This window comes from Microbispora sp. H10949 (assembly GCF_014161435.1).
Classification (GTDB): domain Bacteria; phylum Actinomycetota; class Actinomycetes; order Streptosporangiales; family Streptosporangiaceae; genus Microbispora; species Microbispora triticiradicis.
In genome coordinates this window covers 58,998-75,447 of record NZ_JABBWZ010000012.1, presented here as the reverse complement: position 1 = coordinate 75,447, position 16,450 = coordinate 58,998, and the positions used below count along the sequence as shown (strand labels likewise).

Below are 16,450 nucleotides of genomic sequence, written 5' to 3'. Positions count from 1 at the left end.
AAATCCACTGATCGACACACTGGCGGTTCGCCCGCCCGGTCGTGGAGCCCCCGTGGCGGACGAGACCTTCGGCCCGACAGTCATGACCACATGCTGCCGGGCCGAAGTCGTGCCCGCTCCCCGGGTGTCGTACGGCGGCCCGGTCGCATCTCCCCTCGGAAGGCGACCCCGTGCAAGCCCTCTGGATCTCCCTCGTCGTCATCTTCGTGGCCGAGCTCGGCGACAAGAGCCAGCTCATGGCCCTGACCTTCGCCACCCGGTTCAGGACGCTCCCGGTGCTGGCCGGCATCACCGTCGCGACCGCGCTCGTGCACCTCGGCAGCGTCGCCCTCGGCAGGGTCGTCGGCGACGCGCTCCCCACCACCGCGATCTCGATCGTCGCGGGTCTCGCGTTCCTCGGCTTCGCGCTGTGGACGCTGCGCGGCGACGAGCTCAGCGAGGAGGAGGAGGGCAAGGCGGCCAAGACGACCCGCAACGCGTTCATCGCCGTCGGCGTGGCGTTCTTCCTCAGCGAGCTGGGCGACAAGACGATGCTCGCCACCATCACGCTGGCCACCCAGCACGGCTGGTTCGGCACCTGGATCGGCTCCACCATCGGCATGGTCGCGGCCGACGCGCTGGCGATCCTCGTCGGGCGCTTCCTCGGCAGCCGCCTGCCGGAAAAGTGGATCAAGTACGGCGCCGCCGCCGCGTTCGCCGTCTTCGGCGTGCTGCTGCTGATCGAGCCCTTGTTCGGCTAGTCGAGAAGAGACAGGCGGTGGGCCGCGGCGGCGGCCTCACCCCGGGTCGACACGCCCAGCTTCGGCAGGATGTTCGACACGTGGACGCTGACGGTCTTGGCCGAGATGAACAGCTCGGCCGCGATGTCGCGGTTGCTCCGCCCGGCCGCCACCAGGCGGAGCACCTCCAGCTCACGGGGGGTCAGGTCGGCCTGCCGTCCGGACCTGGCCGGCGAAGCGTCGGACGACGTTGCGTCGGGCAGCGGGGTCCTGGACAGCGGCGTGCCGACGCGGCGGGCCAGCGTCTCGATCTGGGTGACCAGCGGGGTCGCGCGGAGCGCGGTGGCGAGCGGACAGGCCTCGTGCAGCCGCGCGGAGGCCCCGTCGCGGTCGCCGCGCGCGGCGGCGTCCACCGCCGCGAGCAGCAGCGCCTTGGCCTGGACGTAGGGGCGGCCCAGCCGCCGCCACGCCTCGGCCGCCGTGTCGAACTCTCCCCGGTAGACCAGGCCGAACGCCTCGTTCACCGGTCCGTCGCCCAGGTTCTCCGCGAGGCGGTCGCCGTGCGCCCGCACCTTCGCGACCCGCTCGGGCGCGACCGGCGCCGCGGCGTCGCAGACGTACCGGATCGAGGCCAGCAGCCGCCCGGCCAGCATCGCCTTGCGCGACAGCGGCGGGTTGTCGAGCGCGGCCTCCAGCAGGTCCAGCGCCTTGAGCGGCTCGCCGCGCAGCAGGTGGAAGGCGAGCGCCAGGCGGGTGTTCTGCGTCCACTCCTGCGTCTGCTCCTCGCGGCGCGGGGAGAAGGCGCCGACCTCGGAGAGGATGTCCTGCGCCAGGTCCTCCTCGCCCCGGCTGATCGCGATGTCCGCCCGGACGCGCAGCATGTGCCAGCGGGTGCGCATGGTGGGGCCCATGGTCATGGCCCGGTCGATGACCTCGATGGCCTCGTCCCACCGGCCGAGAGACTCCAGCGCCTCCGCCCGGTTGTTGGCGATGAACACCCCCTGGTGGCGGAACCTGCCGTACCGGCGGGCGAGCTTCTCGCCCTCCAGGGCGAGCAGCACCGCCTCCTCCGAGCGGCCGAGGTTGTCCAGGGCGTCGACGTTGTTGCCGAGGGCGCGCAGGATGATCCGGGGCGAGTCCAGGCGGGTGCCCATCGCCAGCGCCCGCTCGTTGAGCGCGAACGTGGTCTGCAGGTCGCCGTTGATGGAGTGGCCGAGCGCGAGGTTGATCAGCAGGTCGGCCTCCTGGACCTCGTGCCCCTTCTCGCGGGCCGTGCGCAGCGCCTCCTGCGTGACCGCCGTGCCCTCGACGACCTGGTCGGAGCACATCAGCATCGTGCCGAGCCGGGTCAGCACGAGCGTGCGGGTGTCGCCGGGCAGCGGGACCAGGCCTTCGGCGCGGCGCAGGTCGTCCAGGCTGCCGGGCTTGGCCTTCTGCGACTTCACGTTCGCCATGCGGACCAGCAGCTCGGCCACCCGCTCCGGGGCGGTCCGCTCGTCCAGCTCGGCGAGCGCGCCGCGCACGTACTTGAGGCTCTGCTCCATGTCACCGCTGACGTACGCCGCCTCGGAGGCCCGTTCGAGCACCGTGCAGTGGTCCTGGCCGATGCGGCCGGCGGCGCCGGGCACCTTGTCCCACAGCGTCAGCACGCGTTCGAGCAGCTGGATCTGCTCGGTGTAGGCGAACGACTTGGCCGCCTTCTCCGCCGCCTCCCAGGCGGAGACCAGCGCCCACTCGTCGTCGCGGGCGGAGTACCAGTGGTGGGCGATCTCGATGGCCGCCCGGCCCGGAGGGACCAGCGTGCGGTCGCGGTCGATCTCCTCGGCGTACCGCGCGTGCATGCGGGCGTGCTCGCCCGGCAGCAGCTCGTCGTGCACCGCCTCGCGGATCAGGGCGTGCCGGAAGGCGTACGCCCCGCCGTCGGCGACCTGCAGCACGTTCGCGGCGATGGCCGGGCGCAGCGCGTCCTCCAGGTCCACGTCCGACAGCCCGCTCACCGCCGCGAGCAGGGCGTGCCCCACCCGTACGCCCCCGGCGGCGGCGACGCGGAGCACCCGCTGGGTCTCCTCGGGCAGGCGTTCCACCGACCCGATGATGAGGTCGTGCAGCGAGTCGGGGAACGAGCACTCCTCGCCGCAGTCGAGCAGCGCCTCAACGAACAGCGGGATGCCGCCGCTGCGCTCGAAGACCCGGTCGACCCTGGCGAACTCGGGGGTGACGCCGAGGATTCCGGCCATCTGCGCGGCGACCTCGTCCTGGGTGAAGCGCGGCAGGTCCAGCCGCACCACCCCGTCGACCCGGCCCAGCTCGGCCAGCACGGGCCGCAGGGGATGGGTGCGGTGCAGCTCGTCCGACCGGTACGTCATGACCATCAGGACGGGGGCCGTCCTCAGGTTGCGGCTGAGGAAGGCGATGAGGTCGCGGCTGGAGCGGTCGGCCCAGTGCACGTCCTCGATGATGAGGACGACCGGCCGCCGCTCGGAGAGCCGTTCCAGCAGCGTGAGGATCAGCTCGAACAGCCGGGCGCGGGCCGACTCCGTCTCCCCGTCGCCGGTCGGCTCGCCGAACTCGGGCAGCAGCCTGGCCAGGTCCCGGCCGGCGCCGTCCGGCAGCAGCGCGGTGACCTCGGCGACCCCGGCCTCCCTGACCAGCTGGCGCAGCGCGGCGGTGAACGGGGCGTACGCGAGACCCTCGGCGGACAGCTCCACGCAGCCCCCGACGAGCACGTGGGCGCCGTCCTGTGCGGCCTCCTCCGCGAACCGGCCGGCGAGGCGGGTCTTCCCCACCCCTGCCTCGCCGCCGATCAGCACCGCCGCGGTGGCCTGCTTGCGGGCCTGGTCGTAGGCCTCGGCGAGGGTCTCCAGCTCCGCGTCCCGCCCGACGAAGACGGGGCTTACCGCCCGGCGTGTCATGTCGTAAAGCATGTCATGACCCTTTGTCTGGCTTCGCCTGCTTTTTTGCCCTATGGGGGCTGGCAAGCCCGGCCGGGAGGGAGGGTCCGGCCGGGCCTTCGTACGCGGGTCACGAGCTGCGGAGCTTGCCGAACGTCCCGCGCAGCCGGCGGGAGCGCTGCTGCGCCTTGAGGCTGGCCAGCGCCTGGCGGGCGCGCCGGTGCGACGCGGCCTCCTCCTGGAGCTCGGCGGCCCGGTTGATCATGATCTGGTAGTGCAGTTCCGGCCCCATCGCGGTTCTCCTTGTTCGAGGCTTCTTTCCCGTACACATCAAGGTTCGTTCTAAGACGCCCCCCGCCACATCGGGCGGATGCCCTATCTCTTGGCCGCCCTGTGTGCGACCGCTGGCCTACGCCGTCTAAGGCGGGTAAGGCGATGCCTTAGGAACACCCGGGTCCCCGGGTTTGGAATCATTCGCCGTGGTCGGCGATGCTGGTTCCGTGCCAACTATGACTACTCCGCTCGCGGAGGTCGCCTCCTCAAATTCGACGCTGCGGGCGTTCCTGCACGGCCTTCCCGGGGTCGACCGGGTCGGCGCGGACGCCCGCGCCGCGATGCTGGGCACGCGATCCATCAAGACGACCGCCAAGAAACAGGCCGTCGACATGGCCATCGGAATGGTCGACCTGACGACCCTGGAAGGCGCCGACACCCCCGGCAAGGTCAGGGCGATGTGCGCCAAGGCCGTCCGGCCCGACCCCGCCGACGCCTCCGTGCCGCCGGTCGCCGCGGTCTGCGTCTATCCCGACCTGGTCGCGACCGCCGTGACCGCCCTCGCGGGTTCGGGGGTGAAGGTGGCGTCGGTCGCCACGTCGTTCCCCAGCGGACGGTCCTCCCTGGAGGTGAAGGTCACCGAGACCTCCCTCGCGGTGGCCGCGGGCGCGTCCGAGATCGACATGGTCATCGACCGCGGCGCGTTCCTCGCCGGCGACTACCTGAAGGTGTACGAGGAGATCGTCGCGACGAAGGAGGCATGTGCCGACAGTCATCTGAAGGTGATCCTGGAGACCGGGGAGCTCGCGACGTACGACAACGTGCGGCGGGCCTCCTGGCTGGCGATGATCGCCGGAGCGGACTTCGTCAAGACCTCCACCGGCAAGGTGTCGCCGGCCGCGACCCTCCCGGTGACGCTCGTGATGCTGGAGGCCGTGCGCGACTTCCGCGCCGCGACCGGCCGTCAGGTGGGCGTGAAGCCCGCGGGCGGCATCCGCACCACCAAGGACGCGATCAAGTATCTGGTGCTCGTGAACGAGACCGCGGGGCCCGACTGGCTGCACCCCGACTGGTTCCGCCTGGGCGCCTCCTCGCTGCTGAACGACCTGCTCATGCAGCGGCAGAAGATGGCCACCGGCCGGTACGCGGGTCCCGACTACTTCACGCTCGACTGAGGGCTGAGTCATGTTCGAATACGCACCCGCGCCCGAGTCGCGGGACATCGTCGACATCCGGCCGTCGTACGGCCTTTTCATCAACGGCGAGTGGGTCGAGCCGCAGGGCGAGGAGCGCCACAAGACCGTCAACCCGGCCACCGAGGAGGTGCTCGCGGAGGTCGCGTGGGCGGGGGAGGCCGACGTCGACCGCGCCGTGGGGGCCGCCGCCAAGGCCTTCCCCCTCTGGTCGGGCATGCCGGGCGCCGAGCGGGCCAAGTACCTGTTCCGGATCGCCCGGATCATCCAGGAGCGGTCGCGTGAGCTGGCCGTGCTGGAGACGCTCGACAACGGCAAGCCGATCCGCGAGTCGCGCGACGTGGACCTCCCGCTGGTCGCCGCCCACTTCTTCTACTACGCCGGCTGGGCCGACAAGCTGTCGTACGCCGGGTTCGGTCCCGACCCCCAGCCGCTGGGGGTGGCCGGGCAGGTCATCCCGTGGAACTTCCCGCTGCTCATGCTGGCCTGGAAGATCGCGCCCGCGCTGGCCTGCGGCAACACGGTCGTGCTCAAGCCCGCCGAGACCACGCCGCTGACCGCGCTCGCCTTCGCCGAGATCTGCCGGCAGGCCGACCTGCCGCCGGGGGTCGTCAACATCGTCACCGGCGCGGGCGAGACGGGCGCCGCGCTCGTCGCCCACCCCGGCGTGGACAAGGTCGCCTTCACCGGCTCCACCGAGGTCGGCCGCCACATCGCGAGGAGCCTCGCGGGCACCCGCAAGAAGCTCACGCTGGAACTCGGCGGCAAAGCCGCCAACATCGTGTTCGAGGACGCCCCGATCGACCAGGCCGTCGAGGGCGTCGTCAACGGCATCTTCTTCAACCAGGGCCACGTGTGCTGCGCCGGGTCGCGGCTGCTGGTGCAGGAGTCGGTCGCCGCCGACCTGCTGGAGGCGCTCAAGCGGCGTCTCGGCACGCTCAGGCTCGGCGACCCGCTGGACAAGAACACCGACATCGGCGCGATCAACTCGGCCGAGCAGCTCGCGAAGATCCGCGAGCTGTCGGAGGCCGGGGAGGCGGAGGGCGCCGAGCGCTGGTCGCCCGCCTGCCCGATCCCGGACCGCGGGTACTGGTTCCCGCCCACCCTGTTCACCGGCGTCGCCCAGTCGCACCGGATCGCCCGCGAGGAGATCTTCGGGCCGGTGCTGTCGGTGCTGACGTTCCGCACGCCCGCCGAGGCGGTGGAGAAGGCCAACAACACGCCGTACGGGCTGTCGGCGGGCGTGTGGACGGAGAAGGGCTCGCTCATGCTGTGGATGGCGTCCCGGCTGCGGGCGGGCGTCGTCTGGTCCAACACGTTCAACCGGTTCGACCCCGCCTCGCCGTTCGGCGGCTTCAAGGAGTCGGGGTACGGCCGCGAGGGCGGGCGGCACGGTCTGGAGGCCTACCTTGCGGTATGACCGATGTGACCGTCACGCGGCCCGGCCGCACGCCCGCTGCGACGACGGACGCCGCGGCCGCCTGGCCCGCCGGGCCGACGCGGGAGCCGGAGAGGGCTTCTCCCGGGCCCGCCGCTCCCGCCGCTTCGCCGTACGGCACGGGTGGTTCGCGCACCGCGGCGGCGTGTGCCGGTGCGGCCAGACCTACCAGCCCGCCCGTCCGCTCGAGATTGGAACCTTCGATGAGTGAGCAGGCCGCGCGGCTGGCCGTGCGCAAGACGTACAAGCTGTTCGTCGGCGGCGCGTTCCCGCGTTCGGAGAGCGGAAGGTCGTATGCCGTGACCTCCTCCAAGGGAGACTTCCTCGCGAACGCGGCGCGGGCCTCGCGCAAGGACGCCAGGGACGCCGTATCGGCCGCCCGGAAGGCGTTCTCCGGGTGGTCGGGCGCCACGGCGTACAACAGGGGCCAGATCCTGTACCGGATCGCCGAGATGCTGGAGGGCCGGCGCGCGCAGTTCGTCGCCGAGGTCGTCGACGCCGACGGCGTCTCCGCGAAGAAGGCCGGCGAGCTGGTGGACGCGGCGGTCGACCGGCTGGTCTGGTACGCGGGCTGGTCCGACAAGATCGGGGCGGTCCTCGGGTCGGCCAACCCCGTCGCCGGGCCGTACTTCAACCTGTCGAGCCCGGAGCCGACCGGCGTGGTGGCCGTGGTCGCCCCGCCGATGGGCCCGCTGCTGGGCCTGGTCAGCGTGATCGCGCCAGTGATCGTGACCGGGAACACGTGCGTGGTCGCGGCCTCCGAGCGGGCGCCGCTCCCGGCGATCACGCTGGCCGAGGTGCTGGCGACCTCCGACCTTCCCGGCGGGGTGGTGAACATCCTCACCGGCTCGTCCGCCGAGATCGCTCCCTGGCTCGCGGGCCACATGGACGTCAACGGCATCGACCTGACGGGCGCGGACCCCGAGCTGGCCGTCACGTGCGAGGAACTCGCCGCCGAGAACCTCAAGCGGGTGCTCCGGCCCCCGGCCGGCCGCGTGGACTGGCTCGCCGACCCCGGCATCGAGCGGATGACGGCGTTCCTGGAGACCAAGACCGTCTGGCACCCCATCGGGGTCTAGTTCTTCGCCAGGGCCAGGAGGAGTTCGGCGTTCGAGCCGGTGTTCTTCAGCGAGCCGAGGAAGCGCTCGAACGACTCCTGGTCCTGCAACGCCCGCCGCAGCCGCCAGATCAGCGGCAGTTCGGCGGCGTGGAGCAGCAGTTCCTCCCGGCGGGTGCCGGACGCGACGACGTCGACGGCGGGGAAGACGCGGCGGTCGGCGAGGCTCCGGCTCAGCTTGAGCTCCATGTTGCCGGTGCTCTTGAACTCCTCGAAGAGGTTGTCGTCCATCTTCGAGCCGGTCTCGACCAGCGCGGTCGCGAGGATCGTCAGCGAGCCGCCGCCGGCGATGTTGCGGGCGGCGCCGAGCACCTTCTTGGGCTGGTGCAGGGCCCGCGCGTCCATGCCGCCGGTCAGCACCCGCCCGCCGCTCGGCGCGGCCATGTTGTACGCCCGGCCGAGGCGGGTGATCGAGTCCATGAGCACGACCACGTCCCGGCCGGTCTCCACCAGCCGCTTGGCCCGCTCGACGGCCAGTTCGGCCGCCGCGATGTGGTCCTGCGGCGGGCGGTCGAAGGTCGAGGCGACCACCTCGGCCCGTACCGACTCGCGCATGTCGGTGACCTCCTCGGGCCGCTCGTCCACCAGGACGACGATGAGGTGGCACTCGGGGTGGTTGGCCGTGATCGCGTTCGCGACGGCCTTGAGGAACATCGTCTTGCCGGCCTTCGGCGGGGCGACGATCAGGCCGCGCTGCCCCTTGCCGACCGGGGCGAACAGGTCGATGACGCGGGTGGCCAGGACGTTCGGTGCCGTCTCCAGGCGCAGCCGCTCGTCGGGGTGGATCGGCACGAGGTCGGCGAAGTCGGGCCTGGCCTCACCGGTGTCGACGGGGGCGCCGTTCAGCGAGACGACGGAGGCGAGTCGGCCGTTCTCCCCGGCGCCCCTCACCAGGTCGCCGCGGCGCAGGCCGTACCGCGCCACGAGCGCGGCGGGGACGGCCACGTCCTTCGGCCCGGGCAGGTAGCCGCGGGAACGGATCACCGCGTTCCGGCCGGCGAAGTCGAGCAGGCCGCCGACCTCGGTGGCCACGGTCGCGGAGGCGGCGGCCGGGGCCCGTCGCGGGCGGGAGGAGCGCTGCTTGGGAACGGTGAGAGTGGTGGTGGTCATAGGACTCCTCGGTCCGGGAATGTGCGGGGTCCCCCTTGGGACTCACACGCACGCAATGGGGTTCTCCGCTGGAGGCGGATCGTGGGACGCCGCGCCCGAAGGACGGACGGGATCGCACCCGTCAGATCGCGGATCGCAAGATCACGGATCGCGCGGGAGGTCTCGTGTCGGCTGGTCGCCGACGGAAGATATGCGGTGCGCGTATGGGCTCGAACGGAGCCAGAACCATACGGCTACCGCCGACTATAACAGTCGCGGCCGTTCCGGTGATTCCCTCACCTTGCCTGGAGCGCGTCGAGGGCCACGGCCATGGCGATGACCAGGCGGCGGTCGAGGCGCGGGTCGTGGATCTCGATGGCGTACCGGTCGCGCAGGCCCCAGCGGCGGTCGACCGAGAACGCGATCGAGGCGCCGATGCTGAAGTCGAAGTGGTAGGGCAGCCACTCCAGCGAGTCGGCGAACCGGCGCAGCAACGCGACCACGAGGTTCCGCTCGTGGCCGGTCAGCGTCGGCAGGCCGGGCTGCTGGAGATGCCAGGTCGAGCGGAGCAGCGACTGGCCGAAGTTCTTGCGGAAGGTCCCGATCGACGTTCCGGCGTGGTCCACGACGTCGTACTCCCCGGCGATGTCGAGCACCTTGCGCGCCTTGAAACCGGCGAGGACCGTCTCCCGCGACTCGTCGGTGTAGAGCGTCACCTGCTCCTTGAGCGCCATCCGCTTCTGCTCGGCGAAGCCCACCAGCTCGCCCTCGGAACCGCCGGGACCGGCCACATGGACGACGTACCTGTTCACCATCATGGTGATCTTCTGCCGCAGGTACAGGCGGGTCTGCCCCTGCAGAGTCGCTATATCCATGTGTAACTCCCACGACGGTCTTTTGGCTCCGTATATGCCCCCTTCCACGAGAAGATCACCGGCCCGGAGCCCTGAATCGCCGAATCAGGGAGGGTCAGGGTTTTATCAGGGTTCCTCGCGGAACGTGAGGTGTCGAACGGTCCGTTGTATCGGATGACGAAAGGAACCGACGATGTACCGATCGAGACAGCACAAGATGATCGCCGGCGTCTGCGGCGGGCTCGCGGAGCGGTGGGGCACCTCGCCGACCGTCATCCGCGTGTTGTTCCTGTTGTCCTGCCTCCTGCCCGGCCCCCAGTTCGTGGCCTACATCATCATGTGGGTGATCTTCCCCAAGGCCCCGGCCGCGTCCACAGCGGCCTACGACTACTCGTACGACCGCAGGTAGGCGGCGCGGGGCCGCGCGGGCGCGTCTATGGCGCAGATCGGAATATGCTCACATCGGGAGAGGTGAGCGATGATGCGGCGACGGCCCCTGACGCTGATCCAGGACGACCTGGTCGACTACGAGAAGGCCATGGAACGCATGGCCGCCCTGGTCGAGGAACGGCAGGACGACGCGCGGCCCGACACACTGTGGCTGCTGAGTCATCCGCCGGTCTTCACCATCGGGAAGCGCACCCTGGAGTCCCATCTGCCCGACCCGGCCGCCGGCATCCCCGTGGTGCCGACCGGCCGCGGCGGTCAGCTCACCTACCACGGCCCCGGGCAGCTCGTGGGCTACCTCGTCGTGAAGCTGGGCACCGGCGAGGGCGTGGTCGACTACATCCGCGAGGTCGAGCTGCGCCTGGTGGAGGCGCTGGCCGCGCTCGGCGTCCCCGCCGAGCGGCGCGACACCCCGCCGGGGTCGGAGCTGCTGACCGGCGTGTGGACCAGGGACACCGGCCGCAAGATCGTGTCCATCGGCATGCGGGCGAGCCGGTCGGTCACGAGCCACGGCTTCGCCCTCAACGTTGAGGGCGACCTCACGCCGTGGAACCTCGCGATCCCCTGCGGGATGCCGGACGTGGAGATGACGTCGATCGCCCACGAGCTCGGCCGGGCCTCCATGGAGGAGACCCGCCGAGCCGTCGCCACCGCCTTCGAGTCCTCCTGAGCCGGCCCTGAAACACGTGGACGGCGCGGGATGGCCGCAGGCCGTCAGGAAAGCGGGTCGTACTGGAACTCCCGGACCTTCCCGGCCCTGCCTTCCGGCATGCACAACGGGCGAGATGGGACAAGTAGGCTGCCCTTGATCGTTCGCGACGGTGAAGGAGTGGCTCATGGCCGCCGACCCGACGATGGCCCGGATCGGCCAGGCGGTGGAGTTGCATCACGGTCAGGGTCAGCGTGAAGCCGCTCGCGACCTGTTCGCGCGGATCTGGGATGACATCGGCGGTGAGCAGGGCGACCCGCTGCATGTCTGCGTCCTCGCCCACTCGATGGCCGACGTGCAGGACGACGTCCACCAGGAGCTGATGTGGGATCTGCGGGCGCTCGCCGCCGCCGATCTCGTCACCGACGAGCGGGTGGCCGAGGTCGGGGTGCCGCTCTCGGTGGCGGGCCTGTATCCGTCGCTGCACCTGAACCTGGCTGAGTGCTACCGCAAGCTGGGCGATCTCGACCGCGCCCGTGAGCACCTCCGGCAGGCGCGGGCGGAGATCGGGGCGCTTGGCGACGACGGGTATGGGCGGCTCATCAGGGGCGGTCTGGAGCGACTGGCCGAACAGCTGGGTGAGCCCACCTGACCGCGTCCCGTACGGCCCGCCCCGGGGCGGGCCGCACGGAGGGGTTCGCCGGGTTACGCGACGGGCTCGGGTTCGTCCACGCCGCCGACGCCGTCCATGCCGTCCACGGTGTCGACGGTGCGGCGGGGACCGGTGAACCAGTGCCTGGCCGACAGGCGCCACCACAGGGCGATGCCGATGAGCACGGCGCCCACGGCGATGGGGGCGTAGTTGACCGACGTCCAGGTGAAGCCGGGGTCGCCGGGCACGCCCGCGGGTGAGATGGGCAGGACGAAGTAGACCGAGATGATCGCGATCTCGATCACGGCGATCCAGCAGAGTGCCCGGTACTTGCGGCCCAGCGTCCACGGGCCGGTCTGGAAGGAGTCGCCGGCGCGCAGCCGCAGCCAGATCGGGATGAGGAACGCGAGGTAGAGCCCGATGACCGCGATGGACACCACCGCCAGGAACGCCACCGGGGTCGCGGAGCCCTCGGGGGCGTACAACGCGGGCAGCGTGATCAGCAGCGCGACGGCGCAGCCGCCGATGATCGCGTTCACCGGCGTGCGGTTGCGGTCCACCTTCGACCACAGCCGCCAGCCCGGCACCGCGCCGTCCCGGGAGAAGGCGTACGTCATCCGGGACATCGACGTCACGCAGCTCATGCCGCAGAAGAACTGCCCGATCGTGGAGATGCCGAAGACGACGGTGGCGAGGGTGGACGACAGCGACGAGGTGAAGATCGCCCCGACGAAGCCGCCCTCGGCGTTGACGGCGTCCACGTTCGTGGCGGCGAACAGGAACGCCAGCAGCAGGATCCAGCCGCCGATCGCCGAGTAGAAGATCGACTGCCAGAGACCCTTGGCCGCGGCGCGGGCCGCGCCGTGCGTCTCCTCCGACACGTGCGCGCAGGCGTCGAAGCCGGTGATCGTGTACTGCGTGAGCAGGAAGCCCAGCGGCAGCACGTACAGCCAGAAGGCGGGCCCGGAGTCGCCGCCGCCGAAGCCGGAGTGGTTGAACGTCTCGAACAGGAAGCCCACGCTCTGGTGCTTCGACGGGCCGAAGACCAGGATCAGCACGACGGCCGCCGCGCCGAACACGTGCCACCACACCGAGATGTTCTGCAGCAGCGAGATCAGGCGGTGGCTGAAGATGTTGATCAGCGCGTGCAGCACCAGGACGATCGCGAACAGCAGGAAGGTCTGGTGCAGCGCGTTGCCGTTCGCCCAGGAGTCGCTGAACCGGCCGACCACGATGTTGAGGAACGTCGCGCAGCCGTAGTCGACCGACGCCGTGACCGCGATCAGCCCGATCAGGTTCAGCCAGCCGGTGAACCAGCCGTGGACCGGCCTGCCCAGCTTGGCGGCCCACCAGTAGATGCCGCCCGCCGTGGGGTAGGCGGAGACCAGCTCCGCCATGCAGAACCCGATGATCAGGATGAACGCCGAGATCAGCGGCCAGCCGACGGAGATCGCCAGGGGCCCGCCGTTGTTCCAGGCCTGGCTGAAGGTGGTGAAACAGCCGGCCAGGATCGAGATGATGGAGAAGGAGATCGCGAAGTTGGAGAACCCGCTCCACGTGCGGGCCAGTTCCTGCTTGTAGCCGAGTTCCGCCAGTCGTTTGGCGTCGTCGTCGAGGGCTTGCGCCACTGAGGCCTCCTCTAACCGGTGCGGGGTTTCCGGACGCCGTCGAGCAGGCGTCCGAAGCTGGGATCCCCGAGGTCGCGTACGGCTTGGGCGAACTTGCCGGCGGCCTCGGCGGAGTAGTCGAATCCGGGCATGGCCCCGGAGCGGACCAGCCCCTGGTGGACGACGAACCAGAGGGTCCAGGTGAGGTTGGCCATGATCAGGTTCAGCCGTACGCGTGGGACGTGCTCGTCGCCGCCGAAGTAGGCCCGCGTCAGCCGTACGACCTGGCCGGGGTCGAAACCGGCCTCGGCGGCGATGTCGCCCAGCTCGAAGCAGGGGTCGTTGTTGCCGGACAGCTGGTAGTCGACGATGCGGACGCCGTCACCGGTGGCGATGAGGTTGCCGCAGATCAGGTCGTTGTGGCAGGGGACGGACGGCAGCGGGCGGCGGGCCAGCGCCGCCTCGACCTCGTAGGCCAGAGGCAGCACGTCCTCGAACCCGGCGGGCAGGGCCAGGTCGTGGGCCCGGCAGCGGGCCAGGTAGTCCCGGAGCGTGCGGAAGATGGAGAAGTCGTTGCCGAACCGGGGCCCGGCGTGCAGGCGGCGGCAGGCGGCCGCCACCTCCTCGATCCGCGCCGCCACGGCCGGGACGTCGAGCGTGACGCCCTCGACGTACTCCAGCACGAGGGCCCCCGGCAGCACGTGCACGACCCGGGGGCCGACTCCGGCCGCCGCCGCGGCGACCGTGTTGGCGATCTCCTGGTCCAGTGGGATGCCGAGACCGGCCTCGGTGATGCGCGGGTCGAGCACCCGCAGGATCCAGCGCTCGCCGTCCGCGCTGTCGATCCTGGCGACGTGGTGGCTGAGCCCGCCCGTGATCCTGGTGAACGTCAGCGGCCGTCCGGCCCAGCCCGCGACGACATCCCGCACGTCACCGACGGGATCTGGCATGCCCGGCTCCTTTGGTCTGCCTTCAGACCATTGCTTCGATTCTCCGGGCGGGGTGTTACGGGACGGTACCAATGTCGCAACGTCCCGCGTCCCTGACGAGGGTCAGCGCACGCGGCCCATGCCGCCGAGCGCGCCGGCCTTGCCGTCCCGTACGGAGACGTAGTCGGCGTCAGGCCGCCACTCCTGCAGCGGCACCACTCCCGGCTCGACCAGGTCGAGCCCGTCGAAGAAGGCGAGGATCTGCTCCCGCGACCGGGAGGTGGTGCCGGGGACCGAGGTGCGGCTGAAGACCTTGCGGCCCTCCTCCTCCTGGTCCTCGCTCAGTTCGCCGAGCGAGCCGTGCGAGACCACCAGGTAGCCGCCCGGCGCCAGCGGGGCCCGGAGCGCTGTGACGATCTTCAGGGCCTCCTCGTCGTCGGGGACGAAGTGCAGCACCCCGAGCAGGAGGACGGCGACCGGCTGGGAGAAGTCGAGGTGCGCGCGGACCTCCGGACGGTCCACGAGCGCCTCGGCGTCGCGCATGTCCGCGCCGACCGCGATCACCCGCTCGTTCTCGGCGAGGAGCGCCCGGGCGTGGACCAGGACGATGGGGTCGTTGTCCACGTAGACGACGCGCGACTCCGGGGCCAGCTCCTGGGCGACCTGGTGGACGTTGCGCTGCGTGGGAAGCCCGGCGCCGATGTCGAGGAACTGCCGGATGCCCTGCCGCGCGAGGTGGGTGACGGTCCGGATCAGGAACTGCCGGTTCTCCCGGGCGATGTCCGGAAGGTTGGGCAGGATCTCGATGATCTTCTGGGCGGCCTCGCGGTCCACCGCGAAGTTGTCCTTGCCGCCCAGGTAGTAGTCGTACATCCGGGCGACGCTGGGTGCGAACGGATCAACGCCCGCCGGTGCCCTCTGCTCGTCCACGGCACCCCTCCTCGTCGTACAGCAAGGATGGTACCGGTCTTGATCGGGATATCACGGACACTTACGGCGGAAGCTCGCCGCGGGTCGGGAGGCCCTGCCACGAGCTCGGGCTGGCCACGGAGAAGGCGGCCACGGAGATGCCGCGTTTGAGCCGGTCCGAGGGGTGGAGCCCGTCGAGGATCGCGCTGAGATAGCCCGCCACGAACGCGCCGCCGACCTCGGAGGGGTCGACGGACGTCACGGGGGCGGCCTGGGTGTCGTAACGCAGGCCCTCCACGGTGGCGCTGGCGCCCTTGGCGCCCCGGGTCACGACCAGTTCGGGGATCGACGCGAGCACCGGTTCCACGAGCCCGAGCTCGTCCTGGGTCGCGAAGAGCACGTCGGCGCAGGCGGCCAGCTCGGTCAGGCCCTGCCGTGCCTCCTCCACGCTGTCCCACAGGTGCGGGCGGTGGTTGACGTCGACGGAGACGAGCACGCCGGCGTCCTTGGCGAGCTTCGCCGCGTGGTGGACGGCGCTGTAGGCGTAGCCGCTCAGCCCGACGGTGACGCCGGTGACGTGGAGGATCCGGGCGGACTGGACGGCCTCGCCGGGCACGTCCCCGGTCGTCAGGCGGGATCCCGCCGAGCCGCCGCGGTAGTAGGCCGCGTGCGACGACCGGCCGATGCGCCGCTGGCGGACGACGAGACCGGTGGACGCCGTCGGATCGACCCGTACGGACGAGACGTCCACGCCCTCGCCGCGCAGGACGGTCATCGTGCGGACGCCCAGTTCGTCGGCGCTGACCCGGCCCAGCCAGCTCACCGAGTGGTCGAGCCGGGCCAGGCCGATCGCCGTCGTCAGCTCGGGTCCCTCCACGTCGAGGCGGGTGCTCGCGTCATGCCGGAGCCGGTCGGCCGAGACGACGGCCAACGCCTCTCCGAGCGTGAATACCTCGGTCATGCGCTGCGTCCAGGGGGTAGCACCGGAAAAGCATGGCAGACCGTGATCCGCTCGGAAAGGGCTCTGGAACGATCCCGCGCCGCGCGGGGGCTCAGCCGCCGAACGCGTCCACGGCGGCCTGGCAGAACGCCTTGAGGTCGTCCGGCTTGCGGCTGGTCACCAGCGTGTTCGGGCCTCCGGTGCAGACCACGACCTCCTTGTCCACCCACGTCGCCCCGGCGTTGCGCAGGTCGGTCCGCAGGCTCGGCCACGAGGTGAGCGTGCGCTCGCGCACCACGTCGGCCTCCACCAGCGTCCACGGCGCGTGGCAGATGGCCGCGACCGGCTTGCCCGTGTCGAAGAACTCCTTGACGAACCGTACGGCCTCCGGCTTCGTCCGCAGGAAGTCGGGGTTGGCCACTCCGCCGGGGAGGACCAGCCCGTCGAAGTCCGACGCGGCGACGTCTCCCGCCACGGCGTCCACGGGGAACGTGTCGGCCTTGTCGAGGTGGTTGAAGGCCTGTACCCGGCCCTGCTGGGTGGAGATCAGTTTCGGCGTGCCGCCCGCCTGCTCGACGGCCTTCCACGGCTCGGTGAGCTCGACCTGCTCGATCCCCTCGGGGGCGACGAGGAATGCGATCGTCTTGCCCTGAATCATCGTGCTTCCTCTCTGTGTTTCCCGCTTCGCTCGTCGGGGCGCTCACATCCGCCGTCTTCCCTCGTCGCTCGTCCCTCGCTCCTCG

At 71.0% G+C, this 16,450-nt stretch carries 17 protein-coding genes; 8 read left to right on the top strand and 9 right to left on the bottom strand.

From position 1 onward, the window contains the following. Positions 1-170 precede the first annotated feature (170 nt). Complete coding sequence (locus HHX40_RS28535) at positions 171-740, top strand: TMEM165/GDT1 family protein (protein ID WP_111697365.1); 570 nt, start codon at positions 171-173, stop codon at positions 738-740. Here the strand turns inward: HHX40_RS28535 and HHX40_RS37950 are convergent. Together HHX40_RS37950 and HHX40_RS28525 are read right to left on the bottom strand one after the other, a co-directional pair. Then, positions 737-3,631 (bottom strand): ATP-binding protein, encoded by a 2,895-nt coding sequence (locus tag HHX40_RS37950; protein WP_310738333.1) that lies wholly within the window; start codon positions 3,629-3,631, stop codon positions 737-739. The two genes, HHX40_RS28535 and HHX40_RS37950, sit on opposite strands and share 4 nt — an antisense overlap. 109 nt (positions 3,632-3,740) lie before the next feature. Continuing rightward, complete coding sequence (locus tag HHX40_RS28525) at positions 3,741-3,902, bottom strand: hypothetical protein (protein WP_165900422.1); 162 nt, start codon at positions 3,900-3,902, stop codon at positions 3,741-3,743. 217 nt (positions 3,903-4,119) lie between these two features. Here HHX40_RS28525 and deoC point away from each other — a divergent pair, with 217 nt between their 5' ends. From deoC to HHX40_RS28505, 4 genes are read left to right on the top strand one after another with little or no spacing between them, the layout of a single operon-like run. Further along, positions 4,120-5,058, top strand: a complete 939-nt coding sequence (gene deoC, locus HHX40_RS28520) for a deoxyribose-phosphate aldolase (protein WP_182877576.1) — start codon at positions 4,120-4,122, stop codon at positions 5,056-5,058. A gap of 10 nt (positions 5,059-5,068) precedes the next feature. Then, positions 5,069-6,496, top strand: coding sequence for an aldehyde dehydrogenase family protein (locus HHX40_RS28515; protein ID WP_182883050.1), 1,428 nt, complete (start codon positions 5,069-5,071; stop codon positions 6,494-6,496). Further along, the gene (locus tag HHX40_RS28510) at positions 6,486-6,725 is read left to right on the top strand and encodes a hypothetical protein (protein ID WP_138459369.1); all 240 of its coding nucleotides are present in this window, start codon (positions 6,486-6,488) and stop codon (positions 6,723-6,725) included. Before HHX40_RS28515 ends, HHX40_RS28510 begins: the two co-directional genes overlap by 11 nt. Beyond that, on the top strand, positions 6,718-7,593 hold the full coding sequence (locus tag HHX40_RS28505) for an aldehyde dehydrogenase family protein (protein ID WP_182883049.1): 876 nt from the start codon (positions 6,718-6,720) through the stop codon (positions 7,591-7,593). Before HHX40_RS28510 ends, HHX40_RS28505 begins: the two co-directional genes overlap by 8 nt. On the opposite strand, the gene rho is transcribed toward HHX40_RS28505, so the two are convergent. Further along, positions 7,590-8,741 carry a transcription termination factor Rho gene (gene rho, locus HHX40_RS28500; RefSeq protein WP_182883048.1) on the bottom strand — a complete coding sequence of 384 codons (1,152 nt, stop codon included), beginning with the start codon at positions 8,739-8,741 and terminating at the stop codon, positions 7,590-7,592. The genes HHX40_RS28505 and rho overlap by 4 nt on opposite strands. 275 nt (positions 8,742-9,016) lie before the next feature. Further along, positions 9,017-9,595, bottom strand: coding sequence for a hypothetical protein (locus tag HHX40_RS28495; protein ID WP_111697359.1), 579 nt, complete (start codon positions 9,593-9,595; stop codon positions 9,017-9,019). Between the two features lie 172 nt (positions 9,596-9,767). Here HHX40_RS28495 and HHX40_RS28490 point away from each other — a divergent pair, with 172 nt between their 5' ends. From HHX40_RS28490 to HHX40_RS28480, 3 genes are all read left to right on the top strand, one after another. Then, positions 9,768-9,983 carry a PspC domain-containing protein gene (locus HHX40_RS28490; RefSeq protein WP_111697358.1) on the top strand — a complete coding sequence of 72 codons (216 nt, stop codon included), beginning with the start codon at positions 9,768-9,770 and terminating at the stop codon, positions 9,981-9,983. A 69-nt stretch (positions 9,984-10,052) separates the two neighbouring features. Then, positions 10,053-10,691: a lipoyl(octanoyl) transferase LipB gene (gene lipB, locus HHX40_RS28485; protein ID WP_182877579.1), complete on the top strand. Its 639-nt coding sequence runs from the start codon at positions 10,053-10,055 to the stop codon at positions 10,689-10,691. A 166-nt stretch (positions 10,692-10,857) separates the two neighbouring features. Continuing rightward, positions 10,858-11,322: a tetratricopeptide repeat protein gene (locus tag HHX40_RS28480; RefSeq protein WP_182883047.1), complete on the top strand. Its 465-nt coding sequence runs from the start codon at positions 10,858-10,860 to the stop codon at positions 11,320-11,322. Between the two features lie 53 nt (positions 11,323-11,375). Here HHX40_RS28480 and HHX40_RS28475 read toward each other — a convergent pair whose 3' ends face one another. The 5 genes from HHX40_RS28475 to HHX40_RS28455 all read right to left on the bottom strand — a co-directional run bounded on the left by HHX40_RS28475 (position 11,376) and on the right by HHX40_RS28455 (position 16,365). Then, positions 11,376-12,950, bottom strand: a complete 1,575-nt coding sequence (locus HHX40_RS28475) for an amino acid permease (RefSeq protein WP_182883046.1) — start codon at positions 12,948-12,950, stop codon at positions 11,376-11,378. Between the two features lie 11 nt (positions 12,951-12,961). Beyond that, positions 12,962-13,879, bottom strand: coding sequence for a phosphotransferase (locus HHX40_RS28470; protein ID WP_182883045.1), 918 nt, complete (start codon positions 13,877-13,879; stop codon positions 12,962-12,964). Between the two features lie 102 nt (positions 13,880-13,981). After that, positions 13,982-14,788 (bottom strand): SAM-dependent methyltransferase, encoded by an 807-nt coding sequence (locus HHX40_RS28465; protein ID WP_182883044.1) that lies wholly within the window; start codon positions 14,786-14,788, stop codon positions 13,982-13,984. Positions 14,789-14,849: 61 nt separating this feature from the next. Continuing rightward, the gene (locus HHX40_RS28460) at positions 14,850-15,728 is read right to left on the bottom strand and encodes a sugar kinase (RefSeq protein WP_182883043.1); all 879 of its coding nucleotides are present in this window, start codon (positions 15,726-15,728) and stop codon (positions 14,850-14,852) included. Positions 15,729-15,819: 91 nt separating this feature from the next. Further along, the gene (locus HHX40_RS28455; protein ID WP_182883042.1) at positions 15,820-16,365 is read right to left on the bottom strand and encodes a type 1 glutamine amidotransferase domain-containing protein; all 546 of its coding nucleotides are present in this window, start codon (positions 16,363-16,365) and stop codon (positions 15,820-15,822) included. Positions 16,366-16,450: the final 85 nt, after the last annotated feature.